Source organism: Flavobacterium algoritolerans, from assembly GCF_030010385.1.
In the GTDB taxonomy this organism is placed as follows: Bacteria; Bacteroidota; Bacteroidia; order Flavobacteriales; family Flavobacteriaceae; genus Flavobacterium; species Flavobacterium algoritolerans.
In genome coordinates, this window is the sequence record NZ_JASCRZ010000001.1 from 423,484 (window position 1) to 444,778 (window position 21,295).

The 21,295-nt window shown below is 34.6% G+C and carries 19 protein-coding genes; 14 read left to right on the forward strand and 5 right to left on the reverse strand.

All coding sequences use genetic code 11. The features are described from left to right. Window positions 1-65: 65 nt before the first annotated feature. Window positions 66-2,876 (reverse strand): M16 family metallopeptidase, encoded by a 2,811-nt coding sequence (locus tag QLS65_RS01800; RefSeq protein ID WP_282714855.1) that lies wholly within the window; start codon window positions 2,874-2,876, stop codon window positions 66-68. A 168-nt stretch (window positions 2,877-3,044) separates the two neighbouring features. On the opposite strand from QLS65_RS01800, the gene QLS65_RS01805 reads away from it, so the two are divergent. From QLS65_RS01805 to pruA, 3 genes are all read left to right on the forward strand, one after another. After that, entirely contained in the window at window positions 3,045-4,310 is a 1,266-nt protein-coding gene (locus QLS65_RS01805) for a type IX secretion system plug protein (protein WP_282714857.1), read from the forward strand. A gap of 82 nt (window positions 4,311-4,392) precedes the next feature. Continuing rightward, on the forward strand, window positions 4,393-4,779 hold the full coding sequence (gene apaG / locus QLS65_RS01810) for a Co2+/Mg2+ efflux protein ApaG (protein ID WP_099714405.1): 387 nt from the start codon (window positions 4,393-4,395) through the stop codon (window positions 4,777-4,779). A 107-nt stretch (window positions 4,780-4,886) separates the two neighbouring features. Further along, a complete protein-coding gene (pruA, locus tag QLS65_RS01815; RefSeq protein ID WP_282714858.1) occupies window positions 4,887-6,512 on the forward strand; it encodes an L-glutamate gamma-semialdehyde dehydrogenase in 1,626 nt (541 codons plus the stop codon). A 130-nt stretch (window positions 6,513-6,642) separates the two neighbouring features. Here the strand turns inward: pruA and rsmG are convergent, their stop codons facing one another. After that, entirely contained in the window at window positions 6,643-7,272 is a 630-nt protein-coding gene (gene rsmG, locus QLS65_RS01820) for a 16S rRNA (guanine(527)-N(7))-methyltransferase RsmG (protein ID WP_282714861.1), read from the reverse strand. Between the two features lie 105 nt (window positions 7,273-7,377). Here rsmG and QLS65_RS01825 point away from each other — a divergent pair, with 105 nt between their 5' ends. From QLS65_RS01825 to purT, 3 genes are all read left to right on the forward strand, one after another. Then, window positions 7,378-8,475: a fatty acid desaturase family protein gene (locus QLS65_RS01825; RefSeq protein WP_099714402.1), complete on the forward strand. Its 1,098-nt coding sequence runs from the start codon at window positions 7,378-7,380 to the stop codon at window positions 8,473-8,475. Between the two features lie 87 nt (window positions 8,476-8,562). Next, window positions 8,563-9,750, forward strand: coding sequence for a pyridoxal phosphate-dependent aminotransferase (locus QLS65_RS01830; RefSeq protein ID WP_282714863.1), 1,188 nt, complete (start codon window positions 8,563-8,565; stop codon window positions 9,748-9,750). A gap of 273 nt (window positions 9,751-10,023) precedes the next feature. Continuing rightward, complete coding sequence (gene purT / locus QLS65_RS01835; protein ID WP_282714865.1) at window positions 10,024-11,184, forward strand: formate-dependent phosphoribosylglycinamide formyltransferase; 1,161 nt, start codon at window positions 10,024-10,026, stop codon at window positions 11,182-11,184. Between the two features lie 106 nt (window positions 11,185-11,290). Here purT and QLS65_RS01840 read toward each other — a convergent pair whose 3' ends face one another. Continuing rightward, on the reverse strand, window positions 11,291-12,154 hold the full coding sequence (locus QLS65_RS01840) for a helix-turn-helix domain-containing protein (RefSeq protein ID WP_282714867.1): 864 nt from the start codon (window positions 12,152-12,154) through the stop codon (window positions 11,291-11,293). 92 nt (window positions 12,155-12,246) lie between these two features. Here QLS65_RS01840 and QLS65_RS01845 point away from each other — a divergent pair, with 92 nt between their 5' ends. Together QLS65_RS01845 and QLS65_RS01850 are read left to right on the forward strand one after the other, a co-directional pair. Further along, window positions 12,247-12,609 (forward strand): DUF983 domain-containing protein, encoded by a 363-nt coding sequence (locus QLS65_RS01845; RefSeq protein WP_121342809.1) that lies wholly within the window; start codon window positions 12,247-12,249, stop codon window positions 12,607-12,609. A 41-nt stretch (window positions 12,610-12,650) separates the two neighbouring features. Beyond that, on the forward strand, window positions 12,651-12,971 hold the full coding sequence (locus QLS65_RS01850) for a DUF6370 family protein (protein WP_099714397.1): 321 nt from the start codon (window positions 12,651-12,653) through the stop codon (window positions 12,969-12,971). 38 nt (window positions 12,972-13,009) lie between these two features. Here the strand turns inward: QLS65_RS01850 and QLS65_RS01855 are convergent, their stop codons facing one another. Further along, window positions 13,010-14,653 (reverse strand): hypothetical protein, encoded by a 1,644-nt coding sequence (locus QLS65_RS01855; RefSeq protein ID WP_282714871.1) that lies wholly within the window; start codon window positions 14,651-14,653, stop codon window positions 13,010-13,012. Between the two features lie 225 nt (window positions 14,654-14,878). Here QLS65_RS01855 and QLS65_RS01860 point away from each other — a divergent pair, with 225 nt between their 5' ends. From QLS65_RS01860 to QLS65_RS01885, 6 genes are all read left to right on the forward strand, one after another. After that, complete coding sequence (locus QLS65_RS01860) at window positions 14,879-15,553, forward strand: response regulator transcription factor (protein WP_282710760.1); 675 nt, start codon at window positions 14,879-14,881, stop codon at window positions 15,551-15,553. A gap of 3 nt (window positions 15,554-15,556) precedes the next feature. Beyond that, complete coding sequence (locus tag QLS65_RS01865; protein ID WP_282714873.1) at window positions 15,557-16,945, forward strand: HAMP domain-containing sensor histidine kinase; 1,389 nt, start codon at window positions 15,557-15,559, stop codon at window positions 16,943-16,945. A gap of 80 nt (window positions 16,946-17,025) precedes the next feature. After that, window positions 17,026-17,733 carry a hypothetical protein gene (locus QLS65_RS01870; RefSeq protein ID WP_282714875.1) on the forward strand — a complete coding sequence of 236 codons (708 nt, stop codon included), beginning with the start codon at window positions 17,026-17,028 and terminating at the stop codon, window positions 17,731-17,733. 62 nt (window positions 17,734-17,795) lie between these two features. Further along, window positions 17,796-18,722, forward strand: a complete 927-nt coding sequence (locus tag QLS65_RS01875; RefSeq protein ID WP_282714877.1) for a bestrophin family protein — start codon at window positions 17,796-17,798, stop codon at window positions 18,720-18,722. A gap of 203 nt (window positions 18,723-18,925) precedes the next feature. Next, complete coding sequence (gene fabD, locus QLS65_RS01880) at window positions 18,926-19,801, forward strand: ACP S-malonyltransferase (protein ID WP_282714878.1); 876 nt, start codon at window positions 18,926-18,928, stop codon at window positions 19,799-19,801. A 108-nt stretch (window positions 19,802-19,909) separates the two neighbouring features. Next, complete coding sequence (locus QLS65_RS01885; protein WP_121343369.1) at window positions 19,910-20,161, forward strand: hypothetical protein; 252 nt, start codon at window positions 19,910-19,912, stop codon at window positions 20,159-20,161. 36 nt (window positions 20,162-20,197) lie between these two features. Here the strand turns inward: QLS65_RS01885 and galE are convergent, their stop codons facing one another. Continuing rightward, complete coding sequence (gene galE, locus QLS65_RS01890) at window positions 20,198-21,211, reverse strand: UDP-glucose 4-epimerase GalE (RefSeq protein WP_282714881.1); 1,014 nt, start codon at window positions 21,209-21,211, stop codon at window positions 20,198-20,200. Window positions 21,212-21,295 lie beyond the last annotated feature (84 nt).

Below are 21,295 nucleotides of genomic sequence, written 5' to 3' on the forward strand. Positions count from 1 at the left end.
TTTACACCATAAAAAAACCTGCTAAATTTAATTTTAGCAGGTTTTTAGTTTATAAATGAGTCCCTTTATTTTTTCTCTGGCATCAATATTCCAATTACTTTATCTTTTGTAAGATATTTTTTTGCAATATCTTGAATATCCTTAGCCGTTACTGCATTTACAGTTTCTTCAAATTTCAAGACTTCTTCAGCACTACTTCCATTGGTGTACGATCTAGTGAAATTAGACAACCAATATCTGTTTTCCTTGCTGTCTTTTCTGAAATCAGCTAATTCTCCTTCTTTAAATTTAGCCACATCTTTTTCATCTGGTCCTTTATCAATAATATTTTGAAGTTCTTTTAAGGCAGAAGCTGTTAATTTTTCAGCATTATCTGGTCCACATGGGAAACCAATCGTAAAGCTGTACGATCCATTTGGAACTTTATTCATGCTTCCTCTCGCAGAAACACCATAAACACCACTTTCATTTTCACGCAATTGCTCAATCAGTTTTATAGTCAAAACTTCTCCTAATGCTTGTATACTCATCGCATCTTTAGCAGAATATTTCGCATCTCCATAATACATGATCGTTACGTTACTTTTAGGATCTGTTCCTTTATTAACGACTTTTTTCAAATCTCCTTTTAGCATTCTATAGCCTAAATCTACAGCTTTCTCTTTTTTATCAGTCACAGGTAAAGAAGCTAAATATTTAACCGAATACGCTTCCATAGTTTTATCATCAATGTTTCCAACGAAATAAAACTCAAAATCAGCAGCATTGGCAAAACGCTCTTTGTATTTTTTGTACGCTAATGCATAATCCGTTTCTCCCCAAGTTTTTTCAGAAGGAATTAACCCATTAAATCTAGGATTTTCTTTATTCAAATACGTATAAAATTCTTGCTGAAAATAAAAACTAGGTTGTGAAGCCATATTGTTAAAGAAAGCCGATTGCTTTTGTTTATAGCCTTCAAAAGCGGTCACATCCATATTTAAATCTGTGAAATAAGCATGCGTCATTTGGAACAAATATTCAAGATCTTTAGGAGTAGCATTTCCTCTTAAACCTTCAGTACTTCCACCTATATATGGGTTTACTCTTGCTATTTTACCCGTCATAAATTTATTGATATCATTCAATTTCAATCCTGAGAATCCGGCTTCCGCCAAGGCTCCGTTAGCAAATTGAACTTTTTTCATATCTTCGTTAGAGTATAAATTAGTTCCTCCAAGACTCACTGCCTCAAAAAGAACCTCATCATTTTTGAAATCTGTATTCTTATACGTTACTTTCACACCATTAGACAATACTAATGTTTTTGTTCCAATTTTAGTATTGCTTTCACGACTAACAATTGTACCCGGTTTAACTTCGTTTCTTATCAAACTTGTCGCAACGGCAGCATCTTCGTAAGGCTTAATATCATCCGTATTAATTTTCAAAGCATCAAGAACTTGTTGTTCTGTAACTTTTTTCAAACCTTCTTTTTCAGGGCCAGTAAGGATAATAACACGATTGTCTTCTTTTACATAATCTTTAATTAAGCTATTCACATCCTTTAACTCAATCAAAGGCATCAATTGTTTCATCGTTTGATACGTCCATTCAATTCCGGGAACTGGCTCTTTTTCTAAGAAATTAGCTTGGTATTCTCCAACAAAATTTACTGAATTCGTTTTGTCTCTGTCGTTGTATGCTTTTTCAATAGAAGCAAGAAATTCTAATTTTGAACGATCTAATTCTCCTTGCGTAAATCCAAATTTCTTAGCTCTTTCATTTTCAGTTATCAATACTTTCAAAGCACTTAATTGCTTATCCTCTTGTGACATTGCCACAGACTGATAAGCTTTTTTATTTCTGGCAAAAGTTCCGCCATAATACGAATATCCATAAGTAAATGGAGGTGTAGCTGAATTTGTAAGTTCGTCCAATCGCGTATTTAAAAGCGTAGAGAACAATCCTTCAACAATGTAATTTTTGAAATCTCCAATATTTACGATAGGTTTTGGAGCTCCATAATCTTTGTAAATCAATTGTACTTGAGCACTTGAAGCTTCTTTATCACTTTCAACAGCTACAAAAGTTTCCTTGTGATTGGGAACATCATAAAATTTTCTAGGTTTTTCTTTGGCAGGATTTTTATAACTTGAAAAATGAGAAATGATTTTCTTCTCCATTTCTGCAACATCAATATCACCTACAACAATTACGCTCATCAAATTTGGACGATACCAATCTTTGTAGAAATTAATTAACGATTGGTGTTTGAATTTCTCTAAAATTTCTTTTTGACCAATTGGCAAACGCTCCGCATAATGTGACTCATGCATCATTTTTGAAATGTAGCGACCCAACATTCTTTTTTGAGCACCTAAACCCAATCTGTATTCTTCTAAAACTACGCCTCTTTCTTTATCAATTTCTTCTGGTGTCAAAACGGTATTAAAAGCCCAATCTTCAATAATTTGAAATCCTTTTTCTAATTTTTCAGGACTGTCAGATGGAATTGGTAAAAAATAAACCGTTTCATCAAAACTGGTATACGCATTTAAGTGTTGCCCAAACTTTACACCAATACTTTGCAAATAATCGACTAATTGATTTTTAGGAAAACGCTTGGTTCCGTTAAAACACATGTGCTCCATAAAGTGAGCTAATCCTTGTTGATCATTCTCCTCAAGGATAGAACCTGCATTAACAACCAGCCTAAGATCTACTTTTTTTTCTGGTTTGGCATTTTTCTTGATGTAATAGGTTAAGCCATTTTCAAGCTTGCCTGTTTTTACGCTAGGATCAAAAGGAATTGCTTTTGAGTAATCCATTTGCTGTGCAAAAGCAGCCAATGGAAACAGCATTAATCCAAATACTAAATTGTTGATTTTTTTCATAAGGTTAGATATATTTGAAGTAAAAATAATAAGATAACTCCTAACTTTTAAAAATATTGTATTTTAATTAACAGAAATTACATACAAAATATATTTACTCTTTGAATTACATTATCGGATGAAAACGGGGAGTATTCCTTATATTTACAAAATCTTAAGTGCTGCAAAATGACAAACCCTTTTTTTAAAATTATCACCTTTATTCTTTTGGTATTCACGGCCAATACTTCCTCTGCACAAGCAGAAAAAGAAGTAGCCGCGACTTACAATATCAAAACGATTTCTTTTTTACAGAGTGATCGAAATGTGATTCCAATTTTTAAATTAGGAGAAGGATTTCAATTGCAGTTTGATGACCTTTTTGGCAATGAAGCCAATTATTATTACGAAATAATTCATTGCGATTACAACTGGGTTCCTTCTGCAATTCCAAAAAACGAATACTTACAAGGTTTTGACAATCAAAGAATTCAAGATTACACGAATTCCTTCAATACATTACAAATCTATTCGCATTACAAATTATCAATTCCAAATCAGTTTACACAGCAGTTGCGAATCAGCGGGAATTATATCATTAAAGTTTTAGACGAAAATAAAGAAGTGGTATTTTCCAGAAAATTCATTTTATGTGAAGATCTTGTTACGGTTCCAATGCAAGTCAAGCGAGCACGAACAGTAAGCAATATAGAACTGAAACACAATTTAGAATTCTCAATAAAATCAAGCGTAATTACATTTCAAAATCCAATGAAAAATGTTAGAGTAGTCCTGCTTCAAAACGGACAATTTAACACTGCCATAAAAAACGTAGTTCCGCAATATACTATTGGAAATGATTTGATATACAAATATGACCCAGAAACACAATTTTGGGCAGGAAATGAGTTTTTGTTTTTTGAGAACAAAGACATCCGCTCTGCGAGTAACAATATAGCGCGCATAGATTCAAATACGGCAATTTATGGTTCTTATTTATACACCAATGGGGCACGAACAAATTTCCCTTATTCATTTACCCAAGATGTTAATGGTGATTTCGTTGTTAATAACATAAATGCCACTAATCCCGAAATAGAAGCGGATTATGTTTGGGTTTACTTTAGCCTTTCGGCTCCTACTTTTAGATTGAAAAAGAATATTTATGTTGGCGGAATGTTTAATAATTACAACCTGACCCCAGAATACAAAATGGAGTATAACTCCCAAAAGGCAATTTATGAAAAAGCAATTTTAGTCAAACAGGGATTTACAAACTATCAATATATTGTAGCTGATGACAAAGGTGTTATTGATTATGAAAATGCAATTGACGGGAATTTTTATCAAACAGAAAATGATTACACCGTACTCGTTTATTACAGAGAAAACACAGATCGATACGATAGAGTTGTTGGAAAAGGAATAGCAAATTCCTTAAATATCACCAACTAAAAAAACTTTTCAAAAATTTGGCAAAACGAGTTCAATTTTTTGTAAATTTGTCAATAATAAACACATATTCATCCATTTAATCATGGTTTCTCAAATAACAAGAGGTATAAAAATTTCAGTTTTGACTAGTTTTGAAGGAACCTACTTCAAAAACTACAAGATTCACTTTGCCTTTAGTTATGTAATCACAATTGAGAACCACAGTAAAGATTCCGTTCAGTTGATTTCTCGTCATTGGGAAATTTTTGATTCTCTAAATGCAATAGAAATAGTTGATGGAGAAGGCGTAATTGGGAAAAAACCAGTCTTAAAACCTGGTGAATTTCATACCTACAGTTCTGGCTGTTTACTTTCTTCGCCTTATGGCGCCATGAAAGGATATTTCAACATGATTAACTTCACCTCTACAAAAAACTTCAAAGTTATCGTACCTACTTTTAGGTTATGTGCGCCTTTTGCTTTGAATTAAATTACAACTCTTTTATTAGAATTTTAACTTCCAATCAGATTCTCTGATTGATGAATTATTGTTACCTTTACAGCTCAATTTTTGATTATAATTAAAATCTATTTAATATGCCAAAAGGAATTTACAACGTCCCAAAAGCGTTTAACGAAACCGTTAAGTCCTACGCTCCAGGAAGTCCGGAAAGAGAAGAAGTTCTAGCCACTTTCAATAAAATGTATAATGAAACAGTTGATGTTCCTTTATACATTGGAGGAGAAGAAATCCGTACAGGAAAAACTCAATCAATAAATCCTCCTTTCGACCACAAACACACTGTAGGACAGTATCACGAAGCTGATAAAGAACATATAGAAAAAGCCATTTCAACAGCTCTGGAAGCTAAAAAGAAATGGGCTAATTTAGCTTGGGAACACAGAGCTTCCATCTTTTTAAAAGCTGCTGAATTGCTTGCCGGACCATACCGTGCCAAAATAAATGCAGCAACTATGATTGCTCAGGCAAAAACAGTACACCAAGCTGAAATTGATGCAGCTTGCGAATTTATAGACTTTTTGCGTTATAACGTACAGTTCATGACTCAAATTTATGCCGAACAACCCGCTTCATCAGAAGGTGTTTGGAACAGATTAGAACACAGACCTCTTGAAGGATTTATATATGCCATCACTCCGTTTAACTTTACAGCAATTGCAGGTAATTTACCTGCAGCTCCAGCATTAATGGGGAATGTTGTAGTTTGGAAACCAAGTGCTACACAAATTTACTCTGCAAATGTAATCGTAGAAGTATTCAAACAAGCAGGATTACCAGACGGTGTAATCAATGTAGTTTATGGAGACTCTGCCATGATTTCTGAAACGTTATTAGGAAGTCGTGATTTTGCAGGAATTCACTTTACCGGTTCAACTCGTGTTTTCAATGACATTTGGGGAAAAATTGGACAAAACATCAGCAACTACAAAACATATCCAAGAATCGTAGGAGAAACTGGAGGTAAAGATTTTGTTGTAGCGCATTCATCCGCTATTCCGGCTCAAGTTGCTACGGCACTTTCCAGAGGAGCTTTCGAATACCAAGGTCAAAAATGTTCAGCAGCTTCAAGAGCGTATGTACCAAAATCAATATGGCCAGAAGTAAAAAAATTATTAGTTGCTGATTTAGCTTCCATGAAAATGGGATCGCCAGGAGACACCAATAATTTTGTTTCATCTGTAATTTCAGAAGGTTCATTTGACAAATTAGCCGGTTTTATTGACCAAGCTAAAAAAGACGCTGATGCTGAAATTATTGCAGGAGGAAATTACGACAAGTCTGTTGGTTATTTTATTGAGCCAACCATTATCGTAACTACAAATCCAAAATATAGTACAATGGAAACCGAATTATTCGGACCAGTATTGACAATTTACGTTTACGAAGATGCAAAATGGGAAGAAACTCTTGTATTAGTAGATTCGACTTCTGAGTATGCATTGACAGGAGCTATCTTAAGCCAAGACCGTTATGCCATTGAATATGCGATGAAAGTTTTAGAAAATGCTGCAGGTAATTTCTACATCAACGACAAACCAACAGGTGCTGTTGTAGGACAACAACCATTTGGAGGAGCAAGAGGGTCAGGAACTAATGACAAAGCAGGTTCAGTATTGAATTTATTGCGTTGGGTTTCTCCAAGAACCATCAAAGAAACTTTTGTTACTCCTGAGAATTACAGATATCCGTTTTTAGGATAATAATTTAGTCGTAAAGTTTGAAAGTCGAAAGTCGTAAAGAACACACAAATAGTAAAAAAGCCGAATCTAAAATTTAGATTCGGCTTTTTTTTATATTTTTTCTAATCACTTTTATCTTTCGACCTTATGACTACGATTGAAACTTCAACGGCAAATGCACCACTTTCTTCGTTTCAAAGAATTCATCTTCGAAGAAATCAGCTAAATTATATTCAGTGGCTTTTGGAAAGTCTTTCAACTCTTCAGTCAAATCACCACCTTTAAGGTACAGAATTCCGTTTTTCAATTCGTGTTTGTTGTTCTTTTTGATTTTGGTTTTTACCCAAGAAACAAAATCCGGCATATTCGTCACGGCACGACTCACGATAAAATCGAAATCTCCTTTCACATTTTCGGCACGCATTTGCTCCGCTTTTACATTTTTCAGTTCTAATCCTTCGGCAACAGCCTGAACTACTTTTATTTTCTTGGCAATAACATCAATCAAATAAAAACGCGTTTCAGGAAAAAGAATCGCCAATGGAATTCCAGGAAATCCTCCGCCAGTTCCAACATCCAGAACATACGTTCCTGGTTCAAATTTTATGATTTTGGCAATTCCCAACGAATGTAAAATATGTTTGGTGTACAAAGCATCAATATCTTTTCTCGAAATAACATTGATTTTTTCATTCCAATCATGGTATAAAAAATCCAATTTTTCGAACTGTTCTTTCTGAATATCAGTTAAATTAGGAAAATACTTAAGAATCTCGTCCATCTATTAATTTTTTAACAAAAGTAATACTTTAGAGTTAAAATATTTATCTCAATTTTGTATATCCAAAAATTTATAATAATTACCTTTGAACTTTATTAAAATTATATGAATAATAATGCTCCAACATTTGCTAAGCAAGATAGCCTAAAGTTTTTTAGAACACTTAACTCACGGGTTAACAATTACTTCAAAGAAAACAACATCCAAAAGACCGGCAATTGGAAACTATATTTGAAAACCATAATTCTGTTTTCTGTTTTTCTTGCGCCTTATTTTTTAATTCTGACTCTTGGCATGCCATTTTGGGCACATCTTCTGTTAACAATAGTGATGGGAATTGGAATGGCTGGAGTGGGAATGAATGTGATGCACGATGGAAATCATGGTTCTTATTCCAATAAAACTTGGGTCAACAAATTCATGGGTGGAACTATTTATGTTTTGGCAGGAAATGTATACAACTGGCAAGTGCAACATAATGTTTTACACCACACCTACACAAACATTCCGGGTCACGATGAGGATTTAGATGCCGGACGTGTTATCCGTTTTACTAAAGAAGCAAAATGGTATAATTTCCACCGTTTTCAGCAATATTATTCTGTATTCTTATACGGATTATTAACATTCAACTGGGCTATCACAACTGACTTCAAACAGATGAGAAGCTACTTGAAAAGAAAATTATCTTACGGAGAAGCGAAAAGCCCAAAAATACTTTGGACTACTTTAATTATCACCAAAGTAATTTATGTTTCTATCTGGATCGTATTACCAATCGTTATTGGAATCACTTGGTGGAAAGTATTAATTGGTTTCTTCGTGATGCATTACACTGCTGGATTAATTCTAAGTGTTGTGTTCCAATTGGCACACGTTGTTGAAGAAACGACTAATCCATCTCCAAATGAATTAGGTGAAATGGACAATACTTGGGCTATTCATCAATTGTTTACCACAACTAATTTTGCTCCAAAAAACAAAATCGTTAACTGGTACACAGGCGGATTGAATCACCAAATTGAGCACCATATTTTTCCAAATATCAGCCACATCCATTATGGTAAAATTGCAAAAATTGTGAAAGAAACTGCGCAAGAATGCAACTTGCCGTATTATGAATACAAAACAATGCGAAGCGCTGTTATTGCACATTTTAAGCATTTGAAAGATTTGGGACAAAACCCTGCTCTTACTGTATAATCATAAAAAAACAACGTGTAAAGATGCTGCAGTGCATCTCTACCAACAGAATGAATTTAATAAAAACTAACTACAACCTATTAAAAAATGAATCCATTATCAGATAGAATAAACAATTTATCTACGTCTCAAACATTAGCAATGGCAGCTTTGGCCAGAGAATTAAAATCACAAGGAAAAGACATCATCAGTTTAAGCTTAGGCGAACCTGATTTCAATACGCCTGACTTTATCAAAGAAGCGGCTAAAAAAGCAATTGACGAAAATTACAGCACTTATTCTCCAGTAGAAGGATATTTAGAATTAAAAGAAGCCATCTGTAGAAAATTCAAAAGAGACAATGATTTAGAGTACAAACCGTCTCAAATTGTAGTTTCAACAGGAGCAAAACAATCGTTATACAACATTGCACAAGTAATGCTAAACGATGGTGACGAGGTAATTTTACCGGCTCCTTACTGGGTTTCTTATTTCGAAATCGTAAAATTATCAGGTGGAATTCCTGTAGAAGTTCCTACATCTGTAGATACTGATTTCAAAATCACACCTGAACAATTAGAAGCAGCGATTACACCAAAAACAAAAATGATGTGGTTCAGTTCTCCTTGTAACCCAAGTGGATCTGTATACAGCAGAGAAGAATTAACGGCTCTTGCAAAAGTGCTAGAAAAATACCCTCACGTATATGTTGTTGCTGACGAAATCTACGAGCACATCAATTTCTCAGGGACTTTTTGCAGCATCGCATCTATCCCAGGAATGTTAGAAAGAACAATTACCGTTAACGGAGTTGCCAAAGCTTTTGCCATGACAGGATGGAGAATTGGATATATTGGCGCACCAGAATTCATTGCAAAAGCATGTACAAAAATTCAAGGACAAGTAACAAGTGGTGCTAACAGTATTGCACAACGTGCTACAATTACTGCTGTTGATGCTGATCCAAGTGTTTTAAAACACATGGTTGATGCTTTCCATAGCCGTCGAGATTTAGTGGTTGGATTATTAAAAGACATTCCTGGAATCAAAATCAACGTTCCAGAAGGTGCTTTTTATGTATTCCCTGACGTTTCATCTTTCTTCGGAAAAACATTAAAAGGAACTTTTATCAAAGATGCCAATGATTTCTCTATGTACCTTTTGGGCGAAGCAAATGTAGCAACCGTAACCGGTGACGCATTTGGAAACCCGGACTGTATTCGTTTTTCTTACGCAACAAGCGAAGAATTATTGAAAGAAGCATTACGCAGAATCAAAGAAGCGGTAGCTTTATAGTCAAAAGTCATAAAGACGAAAGTTGGAAAGTCAAAAATCCAATTTCCAATATACAAACAAAGCCTCAAGATTTTCTTGGGGCTTTTTGTATTTGGGCGTGACCACAAGGGTTGGGCTTTACGCTACAATCTTTTTATTTCTCCGTTGTCACTTCAAAAATAAAAAGGATTTTCACTTTAATCCCTCACGCAAAAAAACACTATTTTTGTTTCCGTTTTAAATTGCATTCCTAATCTTACGCAACTTTAAACTTCAAACATTAAACTTTTTTTCATGAAAATACTACTTCTCGGCTCAGGCGAATTAGGAAAAGAATTTACAATCGCAGCACAACGCATCGGACAAACCGTAATTGCGGTTGACAGTTACGAAAATGCGCCCGCCATGCAAGTTGCCCATGATTTTGAAGTTATCAATATGCTGGATGGTGACGCTTTAGATAGAATCGTTGCCAAACACAAACCTGATTTTATTGTTCCGGAAATTGAAGCAATACGTACCGAGCGTTTTTATGATTACGAAAAGCAAGGAATTACCGTAGTTCCCTCTGCGAAAGCGGCAAACTTCACCATGAATAGAAAAGCGATTCGGGATTTGGCTGCCAAAGAATTAGGTTTAAAAACTGCCAATTATCGCTACGCCACAACTGCCGAGGAATTACAAAAAGGTGTTGAGACAGTTGGAATGCCCTGCGTGGTAAAACCATTAATGTCATCGTCCGGAAAAGGACAATCTACCATAAAAACTGAAGCCGATATTGAAAAAGCATGGAATTATGCCGTTGAAGGTTCCCGTGGCGATGTGGTAGAAGTTATTGTAGAAGCATTTGTCAAATTCAATTCGGAGATTACTTTATTAACGGTTGTTCAAAACAATAATCCGACACTTTTTTGCGCGCCAATTGGCCATAGACAAGAACGTGGCGATTATCAAGAAAGCTGGCAACCCGCCAGAATATCCGACAAGGATTTATACGAAGCACAAGACATGGCCGAAAAAGTAACTGAAGCTTTGGGTGGCGCAGGACTTTTTGGAGTAGAATTTTTCTTGGCTAATGACGGCGTTTATTTCTCGGAACTATCACCTCGTCCGCATGATACTGGAATGGTAACATTAGCTGGAACACAAAACTTCAATGAATTCGAATTGCATTTAAGAGCCATTTTGAGTTTGCCCATTTTCGAAATTACATTAGAAAAAGTGGGAGCAAGTGCCGTAATTTTAGCTTCGGAAAACTCAACAAACCCAACGTATTCCGGCATCGAAAACATTGCTTCCTTCCCTAAAACTGATTTCAGAATCTTTGGAAAACCAACTTCAAGACCATATAGACGAATGGGAGTGGCTTTAGTCAGTGATACATTAGAAACTCCAATTGAGGAAGTGGTAGAAAAAGCGAAAAAAGCAGCCAGTTTAGTTACCGTAAATTCGTAATTTACTATCTATAGTATTGTCAAGTCGAGCGCAGTCGAGACTAACCGTTGAGTCTCGACTGCGCTCGACTTGACAAACGTCTTAAGGAAATGACATTGATTCCCCATTACTTTTTAGAAATACGAAAATCTTTTGGAGTCATTCGGGTATGTTTTTTAAACAATCGTGTAAAATAAGAATAATCATCATAGCCTAATTCCGTTGCAATTTCATTAACGGTAAACTTTTTATCCATCAGCATGCGTTTCGCTTCGAGTATAATTCTATCTGTAATTACCTCGGTTGTGGTTTTTTGCAACATTTCATTGCAAATCCTGTTCAAATGTTTTAAAGTAATAGCAAGTTGCGAGGCATAGAAAGAAGGTGCTTTTTCTTTTTTAAAATTATGTTCTAAAACCAATTCAAATGTTTTGATTTTCACATTATACGAATGGGCTTCGTGGAGATGTGTTTCACTATATTTTCTGGCAATTTCAATGTGAATAATGTCTAACAGATTCATGATTTTATCCTGTTTCAACAGCTGATTTGCCTGAGTTTCTAAAATTAAACTCTCAAAATAAGGGAGAATAGCTTTCGATTCGGCTGTATCAAAAACCATTTCTGGCTTATTGTCCACCGAAGAATAAAAAGGATAATCGCCAATGGTTTTTTGTCCAAAATAAAGATTATACATTTCCTGCGAATAGAAAATCACAAAACCTTCTACATCATCGGATAAATTCCAATGGTGCATCTGTCCGGGTTGCAAGAAAAACATACTTCCCGGCTGAATCGTAAATACATCAAAATCGATTTCATGCGTTCCGGAACCTTTGGTAAAAAAAACCAGAACATACGAATTATGGCGGTGTGGTTCCTCAACAAAACTATGGTCGATTAAGTGATTTTTAAAAGTATTAATATACAAATCACTATTCACTGAATTACAGTTAAACCGCTGGATGTTATAAATCGGATATTTTTTCATCTCGCTCTAAATGTCTTTATTGTGCTATAATAAGCGAATATAGAAAACATCCATGACATGAATAAGAAATACCTTTGATAAAAATAATAACGATGTCAAATTCTATTGTACACATCCTGAATAATGATTGCCCTCACTGTCTTAAAGGCAAAGTTTTCAATGAAAAGAATATTTTCTTAAACATTGGATTTCCTAAAATGAACCAGTATTGCTCGAATTGCCAGTTTAAATTCGAAAAAGAACCTGGCTATTTCTTTGGCGCCATGTATGTCAATTATGGCTTAACTGTAGCGCAAGGTATAGCGACTTATGCTGTAGCCCAATTCTTCTTTATCGAAAATTTTGATTTGAGAATCATTCCAATTATTGCTGTTGTCATTATTGCAATGTCTTCGTTTAACATTCGTTTTTCCAGATTATTGTGGATTTATATGTTTAAAAATTATTCGATATAAAAAAACGAGTATCTTAGCTGAAGTAAAAAATTTAATCATTTATGAAAAAGTTACTATACTTAGCTATTTTGTTCTCTGCAACACTTGCAAGCGCTCAGGATAAGAAAGAAGAACCAAAAAAACCTCAAATTGTAGAAGCTTCATGCGGACAATGCCAATTTGGGATGGAAGGACACGGTTGCGAATTAGCCGTTCGCATTGACGGAAAATCCTATTTTGTTGACGGAAGTTCTATCGACTCTCATGGTGATGCGCATGCCAGCGATGGTTTTTGTTCTGCCATTAGAAAAGCGGAAGTGGTTGGTAAAGTGGTTGACAATAAATTCAAAGTCACCTCATTCAAATTACTGCCAAAAAAATAAAAAAAGGGCCTAAAGAAATTTCTTTAGGCCCTTTTTAATTATTTCGTTTTCATGCTCATTTTCAGATTGATATTGTCAAAACTCGAAACATCAATTACTTCTTCTAAGTCTACATCAAAAGAAATTTTTATACTGTCACCCACCATTGTTACTGGCAATTGATTGGATATTTGTGAAGAACCCACAAAAATATTAGGATAATCTTTTACTTTAAAATAATAAAAACTATTCCCATTTTTCACATCTTTCTGGATTCGGGTCACCACTGATTTCAGCGATTTTTTATTGGAAACACTGTTCGGATTTATTTTATTATCAGCCATATTATAGACGTTTTTAAATGAAGTCAACGTTTCTCGCATCGTATTGCCTACGCCCACAATCGTATAATCTGAGATGGCAACCATCGCAAACATTTTAACTAATCCACCGTCATCTTTAAGTGTCATTACATACGTGGGAATGTTATTGATATTATACGGAATAGGCAACGAAGCCTTATAGCCTTTTTCCTGAACTTTCCCTTGTGCGGAGCTTTGAGCAGCAAATTCTGTTGCGCCACCTTGCTTATAAAAGGTAGTTTCTTTGGTTCTGGTATCTACCAATACAAAACCTACTGCTGATTCTTCTTTCCCCACCGAAGTCAATCCCGTATACCAATAGGATTTATTGTCTTTTCCGTACACCAGCGTCAATCCTTCCGTGATTTGAAGTTTATCCGCATTAGAAAAATTCCAATACCCGTGAACATATTCTCCCCAATCGTTCAATTGATCTTCTATGAAATCCAAAGGCTGAATTCGATCTACCCATTTTGGTGTTTCAGCAATCGAATATTCTTTTATAGCTCCAGATTGCGCATCAACAACAATAACACCAGTCGCTTCTTTTCCTGAGAAACCAATTTTTTTCACATATTTAGTGACAATCCAAAATGGATTTCCAGCATCATCAATTTCAAAACTAAAATCAGCCAGACCAACCGTAGCGTTTCCATTAAAATAAACATGTCTGTGAATATCACTTTGAAAATAAGCCCCTTGCTGGTACTTAATCTTAATAGCTTTCCCTCCCACACTCTGAACTAATTTCACATCGCGTTCATTGGTTGCAGAAACCATAACATATCCCGCAGTTCCTTCTTGATTGTTAAACCATTTTAAAAAACCAGAATGCAATAATGGCGCTACCCAGTACAAGTTGTTATTTACTTTTTGGATACAAAAATCACCTAATTCTACTTGACTTCCCAAAGCTGGTTGTGAACCTAAAATTTTCTCTCCTAAAAGATGGGCTAGTTCCTCATCAACCACACGGATTTTATCAATAGAAATTGGAGCAATATGATTGGTTATTTTTTGGCCGTTTTTAACCTCGCCTATTAATTTTTGATACGAATCGCTTCTGAACATTTTTAAGCTTGTTACAAAAGGAAGCGCGATACAATACACTAAAAGTATTCCTGCCAGAATATACAAAACCTTGCTCGGTCTGGAAACAATCTTGACTTGCTTGGTTTGCTGTGAGACTGTGAGCCCAAGAGAAAATAATGTCCCAAGAATAACTAACAATAATAAAATTATTGCAAAACCCGTAAATCCATAATTAATAACCGGTAGGTTGATATAAAAAAGTAAAAACCCAAAAAGGAGTAAGAAAACAATGGAGAATATTTTTTTCATAAAGCTGTTTTTTATACTGCATTAGTAACCAAGAAACAAAAAATGTTACAAAACAAAATCGCAATAAATTAATAATGAACGCTAAAACAATTCTATGATTTGGAAATAATAACACAAAATAAAACTTTCAACAGATTATAAGATTTTGTTAATATTAGTTTAGCTACAGTTTTTTGGAGAAAAAATAAAAGTTTAAACATTAGATTTGTAGAAATAGTATTCTTAATGAAGTTATTAATCGTTGAAGATGAACCCAATCTTTCGTCAATAATCCGCAAAGGGTTTTCAGAAAAAAATCATGAAGTAAGTGTTGCACTTGATGGTACCACAGCGTTAGATTTACTCTCTAATCATAATTTTGATGTGGTGATTCTAGACGTAATGCTACCTGACATCAATGGTATTGAAATTTGCAGACGTTTGAGAGCTGCTAAAAACTTTGTTCCCATTTTGTTATTAACCGCATTGGGAAGTACTGAAAATATAATAAACGGATTGAATTCCGGAGCAGATGACTACTTATTAAAACCGTTCAAATTCCTTGAACTTGACGCAAGAGTCAATGCCCTTTCCAGAAGAGCCGGTCAAATACAAAAACCAAATGAAATCATCACTATTGCCGATCTTCAAATTAATTCAAAAACAAAATCGGTAACCAGAAATGGAGATGCCATTGTTTTAACAGCCAAAGAATTTAAACTCTTACATTATTTAGCCATCAACTCTGAGACTATTTTATCCCGCGAACAACTTTTAGACAATGTTTGGGATATTAATTTTGACATGAATACAAATGTAATTGATGTCTACATTAACTATTTGAGAAAAAAAATTGACAAACCGTACGACACTAAATTAATTCACACCATGAAAGGCTTGGGTTATGTACTGAAACCATAAAAAATGCAGATTAAGAAAAAAATTACCTTTACCTATATTGCACTTTCAACCCTCAGCACCCTTTTATTGAGTTTGGTGGTTTTCTTTTTGTTCAAACAAAATAATCAATATCATTTTTTGAAACGATTACAAGATAGGGCTAAAATTGTAGCATCTATTCATTATCAAAACGACCCTGTAAAAACCCGTTATTTCAAAGAATTTAAAGCTAATGGACTGGAAGAACTGATTGATGAACAAGATTTTGTTCTTAAAGTTAGCGGAAAAAACACATTTGAATACAATACCGATCTTAATTTACCAGCTGATTTTTATACAAAAGTAATGGCTAATGGTTCTAATTGGATAGAAAACAGCAATCGTTATTTTTATGCCCAGACTTTTACGGAATCCAATCAAAAATATATCGTAATCATCACCGCAATAGACCGAAGGGGAAATGTCAGTAGCATTTACATTATTCAAATTCTCTTTTTCGGAGGATTGGCTTTTGTATTATTGGCTTATTTTCTTGGTAGATTTTTGGCAAGAAGAGTGATCAATCCAGTAGCCCGAATTACGGATGAAGTAAAAATAATAAGCGCATCAAACCTTCACAATAGACTTCCCGAGACCAACAGCACTGATGAAATTGCCGATTTGACAAAGACATTTAATAACATGCTGGACCGTCTGGAAACCTCCTTTGAAATTCAGGCAAACTTCATCAATAATGCTTCTCATGAGCTAAAAACACCCGTGACAACTATTATTGCCGAAGCAGAAATCATGCTTTTAAAAGAACGAAATGTTTCGGAATATATCTCTTCATTAGAAAACATTCACAGTCAGGCATCAAGATTAGGAGATCTTACGGAAAGTCTTTTAAAACTGACACAAACCGGTTATGACGGCAAAAAACAATTATTAGATATTGTCAGGATTGATGAACTTCTAATGGATGTAAAATCAGATGTTGATAAAATTTACCCTAATAACAGAGTAACAATCAAAATCAAGAAAATCCCAACTGACCCAAGTTTTCTGGAAATCCCTTGTAACAAATCCTTACTGGAACTTTCATTGAATAATATTATCGCTAATGGTGTCAAATATTCTGATAACGAGACTGTTTTTGTTACTTTATTCGTAAACAGTTCAAGCATCAAAATTTCTATTACTGATATTGGCATTGGTATTCCGGCAGAAGATATTCCACATCTTTATGAGCCGTTTTTTCGAGGCAAAAAAGCATCAAAATACAATGGCTATGGATTAGGGCTTCCTCTAGCCATGAAAATAATCAGGATGCACAATGGAGAACTTCAAATACAATCTGAACCTGACAAAGGCACTATTGTAAATATTACTTTTAATACCGCCAAGATTAGAAATTCTAATGTGAATTCTTAGAATATTCTAATTTTAATTTAAGGTTGCTATAAACTGGGTACTGTTATTTTGTATGTATAAATAAATCAAATTTAATACATATGAAAAATATTCTTATCCCATCGACATTACAAAGTGACACCATCAATGCGGTAAAAACTGCTATAAACTCATCTCATGGCACTCAATGCCAGCTCGTATTGATGTTACTTGCAGATATTCCTGACACCTTTTCTTCTGCCAGTTTATTACGAAACATCCATAAAGGTTTAAGCACTTCGCAAGAAAATGTTTTGCAGATGTGCCGACAAATTATTTCAGAATCTAAAAATTGCAGCTTAAAAATTCACCATCAATATGGTATTTCTTCTCCTGTTTTTAAAAATCTAATGGAGCATTTTACAATTGGACTAACAATTATTACTCCTTCTTTTAAAGCTTCAAAAAAGAAAATCAACACTTATTGTGTCCAAATTATCTCTAACAGCAAATGCCCCATTTTACATACAAACGCAAACTTTGAAGAAGAAATCTTAAGCCAAGCATTGTATATTAAAAATTCAGATTCAAACCTTCATGCAGAAGATCTGCAAACGTACATTAATACAATTCTTTCCTTGAAAATTGTAGGTGAAACCAAAACAAACGAAAACAAACCTTTTTTGACGGATACGATATCAAAAAACAACATTGATATTTTGATTGAAACCAGAAAACCTAAAAAATTAAAATTACTTAAAACAGAAAAAAAAGCACTTAACGAAACCTTAGGCCTGCCGGTTCTTTCTCTGTACGAAGAGATTTCTTAGTAAAACAAATAATTGTTTAAAATTTAAACCTAAAACATATGTTACTAAAAAAGAAAATTCCCATGAAATATGTACTGGGTAAGATAAAAACTGAATTGACATTGGTCATTTTGTTTTGTTTTGCATTCCAAATTTTTCATTACTCTTTCGAAACGATATCAATCAACATTCCTATAGCGATTCCTACAATAATTGGTACTATTATTTCATTATTACTAGCATTCAAATCCAACCAAGCTTATGACCGTTGGTGGGAAGCAAGAATAATATGGGGCGCAATTGTAAATGATTCCAGAACACTATTACGCCAAATTATTATTTTTTATAACGACCCTAATTTCTCCGTAGAGGCAAACGATTTCAAGGAAAAGTTTGCAAAAAGACAAGCTGCCTGGTGTTACAGTCTTGGACAAGCACTTCGAGAAAAAGATCCTATTAAACCAATAAGAGATTTACTAGACGAAGATGAGTTACGCTTTGTGAAAAAACACAAACATGTACCAAATGCCATTTTAATGCTGCACGCCAAAGATTTAAAAAAAGCACTTAATGCGGATAAAATTAATGTTTACCAACAAGTAGAAATAGACAATACATTATCGCGACTGTGTGATTCAATGGGCAAATGTGAGCGTATAAAAAACACCATTTTCCCAACAACATATAGCATGTACATTAGATTTGCGCTGTGTTTATTTATAATTCTATTGCCTTTTGGATTAATTAATATTATTGGCTGGCTTCAAATTCCATTGGTGACAACCATTGCCGCCGCTTTTTTCTTAATCGAAAAAATGGCCATTCATTTGCAAGATCCATTTGAAAACAGACCTACAGATACTCCTGTAAGTGCGATTTCGAATACAATTGAAAAAAACCTTATGCAAATGGTTAACGAATATCGAGATGAATTTGATGAAGAACTACCAGTTTATGGAGCAAAAGCACATCATATACAACCTTTAAACAATGCTTATTTCGTTCTTTAGTTTTTGATTTTGGTGAAAATCCACTCATTAATTTGAGTGGATTTTTTTTTGGATTGAATCTACTATTTTATAAATGGACCATCCCTTCAATAGAAAAAGGAACCCTAACAGATAGTTTCAAATACCGCAAAAAATAGTATTTTTGCATTCCGATTGAAACTAATATTTCAATCCTTACATTTTTCAATCTTTAAATTAGACACATGAAAGCATACGTATTTCCAGGTCAAGGCGCACAATTCACAGGAATGGGTAAAGACTTATATGAAAATTCTGCTCTTGCAAAAGAATTATTCGAGAAAGCAAACGAAATTTTAGGTTTCCGCATCACAGACATCATGTTTGAAGGAACTGCCGAGGAATTGAAAGAAACCAAAGTGACACAACCGGCAGTTTTCTTGCATTCTGTGATTTTGGCAAAAACGCTTGGTAAAGATTTCAAACCAGAAATGGTAGCGGGACATTCATTGGGTGAATTTTCAGCTTTAGTAGCAAATGGTGCTTTGTCTTTTGAAGACGGATTAAAACTGGTTTCACAAAGAGCCTTGGCAATGCAAAAAGCCTGCGAAATAAAACCATCTACAATGGCAGCAGTTTTAGGGTTGGCTGACAATATCGTAGAAGAAGTTTGCGCTTCTATCGACGGAATTGTAGTAGCTGCAAATTACAACTGCCCAGGACAATTAGTAATTTCAGGAGAAACATCAGCAGTAGAAAAAGCATGTGAAGCGATGAAAGCCGCTGGTGCAAAACGTGCTTTATTGTTACCTGTTGGAGGTGCTTTTCACTCTCCAATGATGGAGCCGGCTCGTGAAGAACTGGCTGCAGCTATTGAAGCAACTACGTTTTCTGCTCCTATTTGTCCGGTATATCAAAATGTAACGGCTAGCGCAGTTTCAAATCCGGCCGAAATCAAGAAAAACCTAATCATTCAATTGACAGCTCCAGTAAAATGGACACAATCTGTACAACAAATGATAAAAGACGGAGCAACTTTATTTACTGAAGTTGGTCCTGGAAAAGTATTAGCAGGATTGATTGGAAAAATTGATAAAGAAGCGGTTACTGCAAATGCATAATTAGCATTTAGTGTTCAAAATAGTATCCTCATAAACTCTTGTTTATGAGGATTTTTTTTATCTTTATAAAATGAGTTAAAATCAATTTTAATTTTTAAAATGAAAAAAATGAAAAAAGCACTTTTAGGATTAGCATGTATTGCAACTTTAATGACTTCTTGCAAAAAAGAAACAAAAGACGAAGTAAAAGAGGCTACCGAAGCCGTTGGTAATGAAATGGAAGAAGCTATAGACACAGCAGCTGTAAAAGTGGATGCTGCAGCTGATTCTACCAAGGTTAAAGCAGGAGAAGTTCTTGAAAAAGGAGCTGACAAAATGAATCAAGCCGCTGAAAAATTGAAAGAAGCAGCAAAAAAATAATTTTAAAAAAAAGGGCTATCAATGACAGCCCTTTTTTTATTTTCTAATTTTCTGTTCCCATTTCCAGGCACTAGCCATTGCTTCTTCAAGCGTGGATTGTGCTTTCCATCCCAGAACAGTATTGGCTTTATCCGTATTGGCGTAAGCCGAAGTAATATCTCCTTCTCTACGTCCTACAATTTTGTAAGGCAATTTTTTACCGCTTACCTTTTCGAAAGTATGTATCACTTCTAAAACAGAACTTCCGGTTCCCGTTCCCAAATTAAATGTTTCTACTTTGGCAGTATTTTTTTTGTTCAATAAGCGTTGCAAAGCGATTACATGGGCTTTCGCCAAATCTACTACGTGAATATAATCGCGTACCGCTGTCCCATCTGGAGTTGGGTAATCATCTCCATAAACTGCTAATTCTTTACGCAATCCAAAACCAGTCTGCGTAATAAACGGCACTAAATTCTGAGGAACTCCAATAGGCAATTCTCCAATTTCAGTGGATGGATGCGCCCCAATTGGATTAAAATAACGCAATAAAATTGCATTGACATTGGTTACTTTGGCAGTATCAGTAATGATTTCTTCTCCTATTTGTTTTGTGTTTCCATAAGGAGACATAGCTGTTTGAATTGAAGCATTTTCAGTAATTGGCATTGTTTCAGCTTGACCATAAACCGTACAAGAGGAACTGAAAATAAAATTCGCTTCTGGTTTTTGCTGTAATTCCTGCAAAATATAAACTAACGCATTGATGTTATTTTCATAATACAACAACGGATTTTCTACGCTTTCACCCACTGCTTTTGAAGCTGCAAAATGTATAACACCAGAAATATCATGATGTCTTTTAAAAAAGTCTTGAACCTTATCCTTTTCGCGCAAATCTAGCTTTTCGAAAGCGGGAATTTTTCCGGTAATATTCTGAATTCCATCCAACACACTCAATGATGTATTCGATAAATTATCTACAATTACTACTTCAAAACCCTCATTTTGTAATTCGACAACAGTATGCGAACCAATAAAACCCAAACCTCCTGTAACTAATATTTTCATGATTACTTTTTTGTACAGACGCGATTTATAGCATCTCTTAATATTTATACCACATAAAAAAGACGCAATAAATTGCGTCTTTCT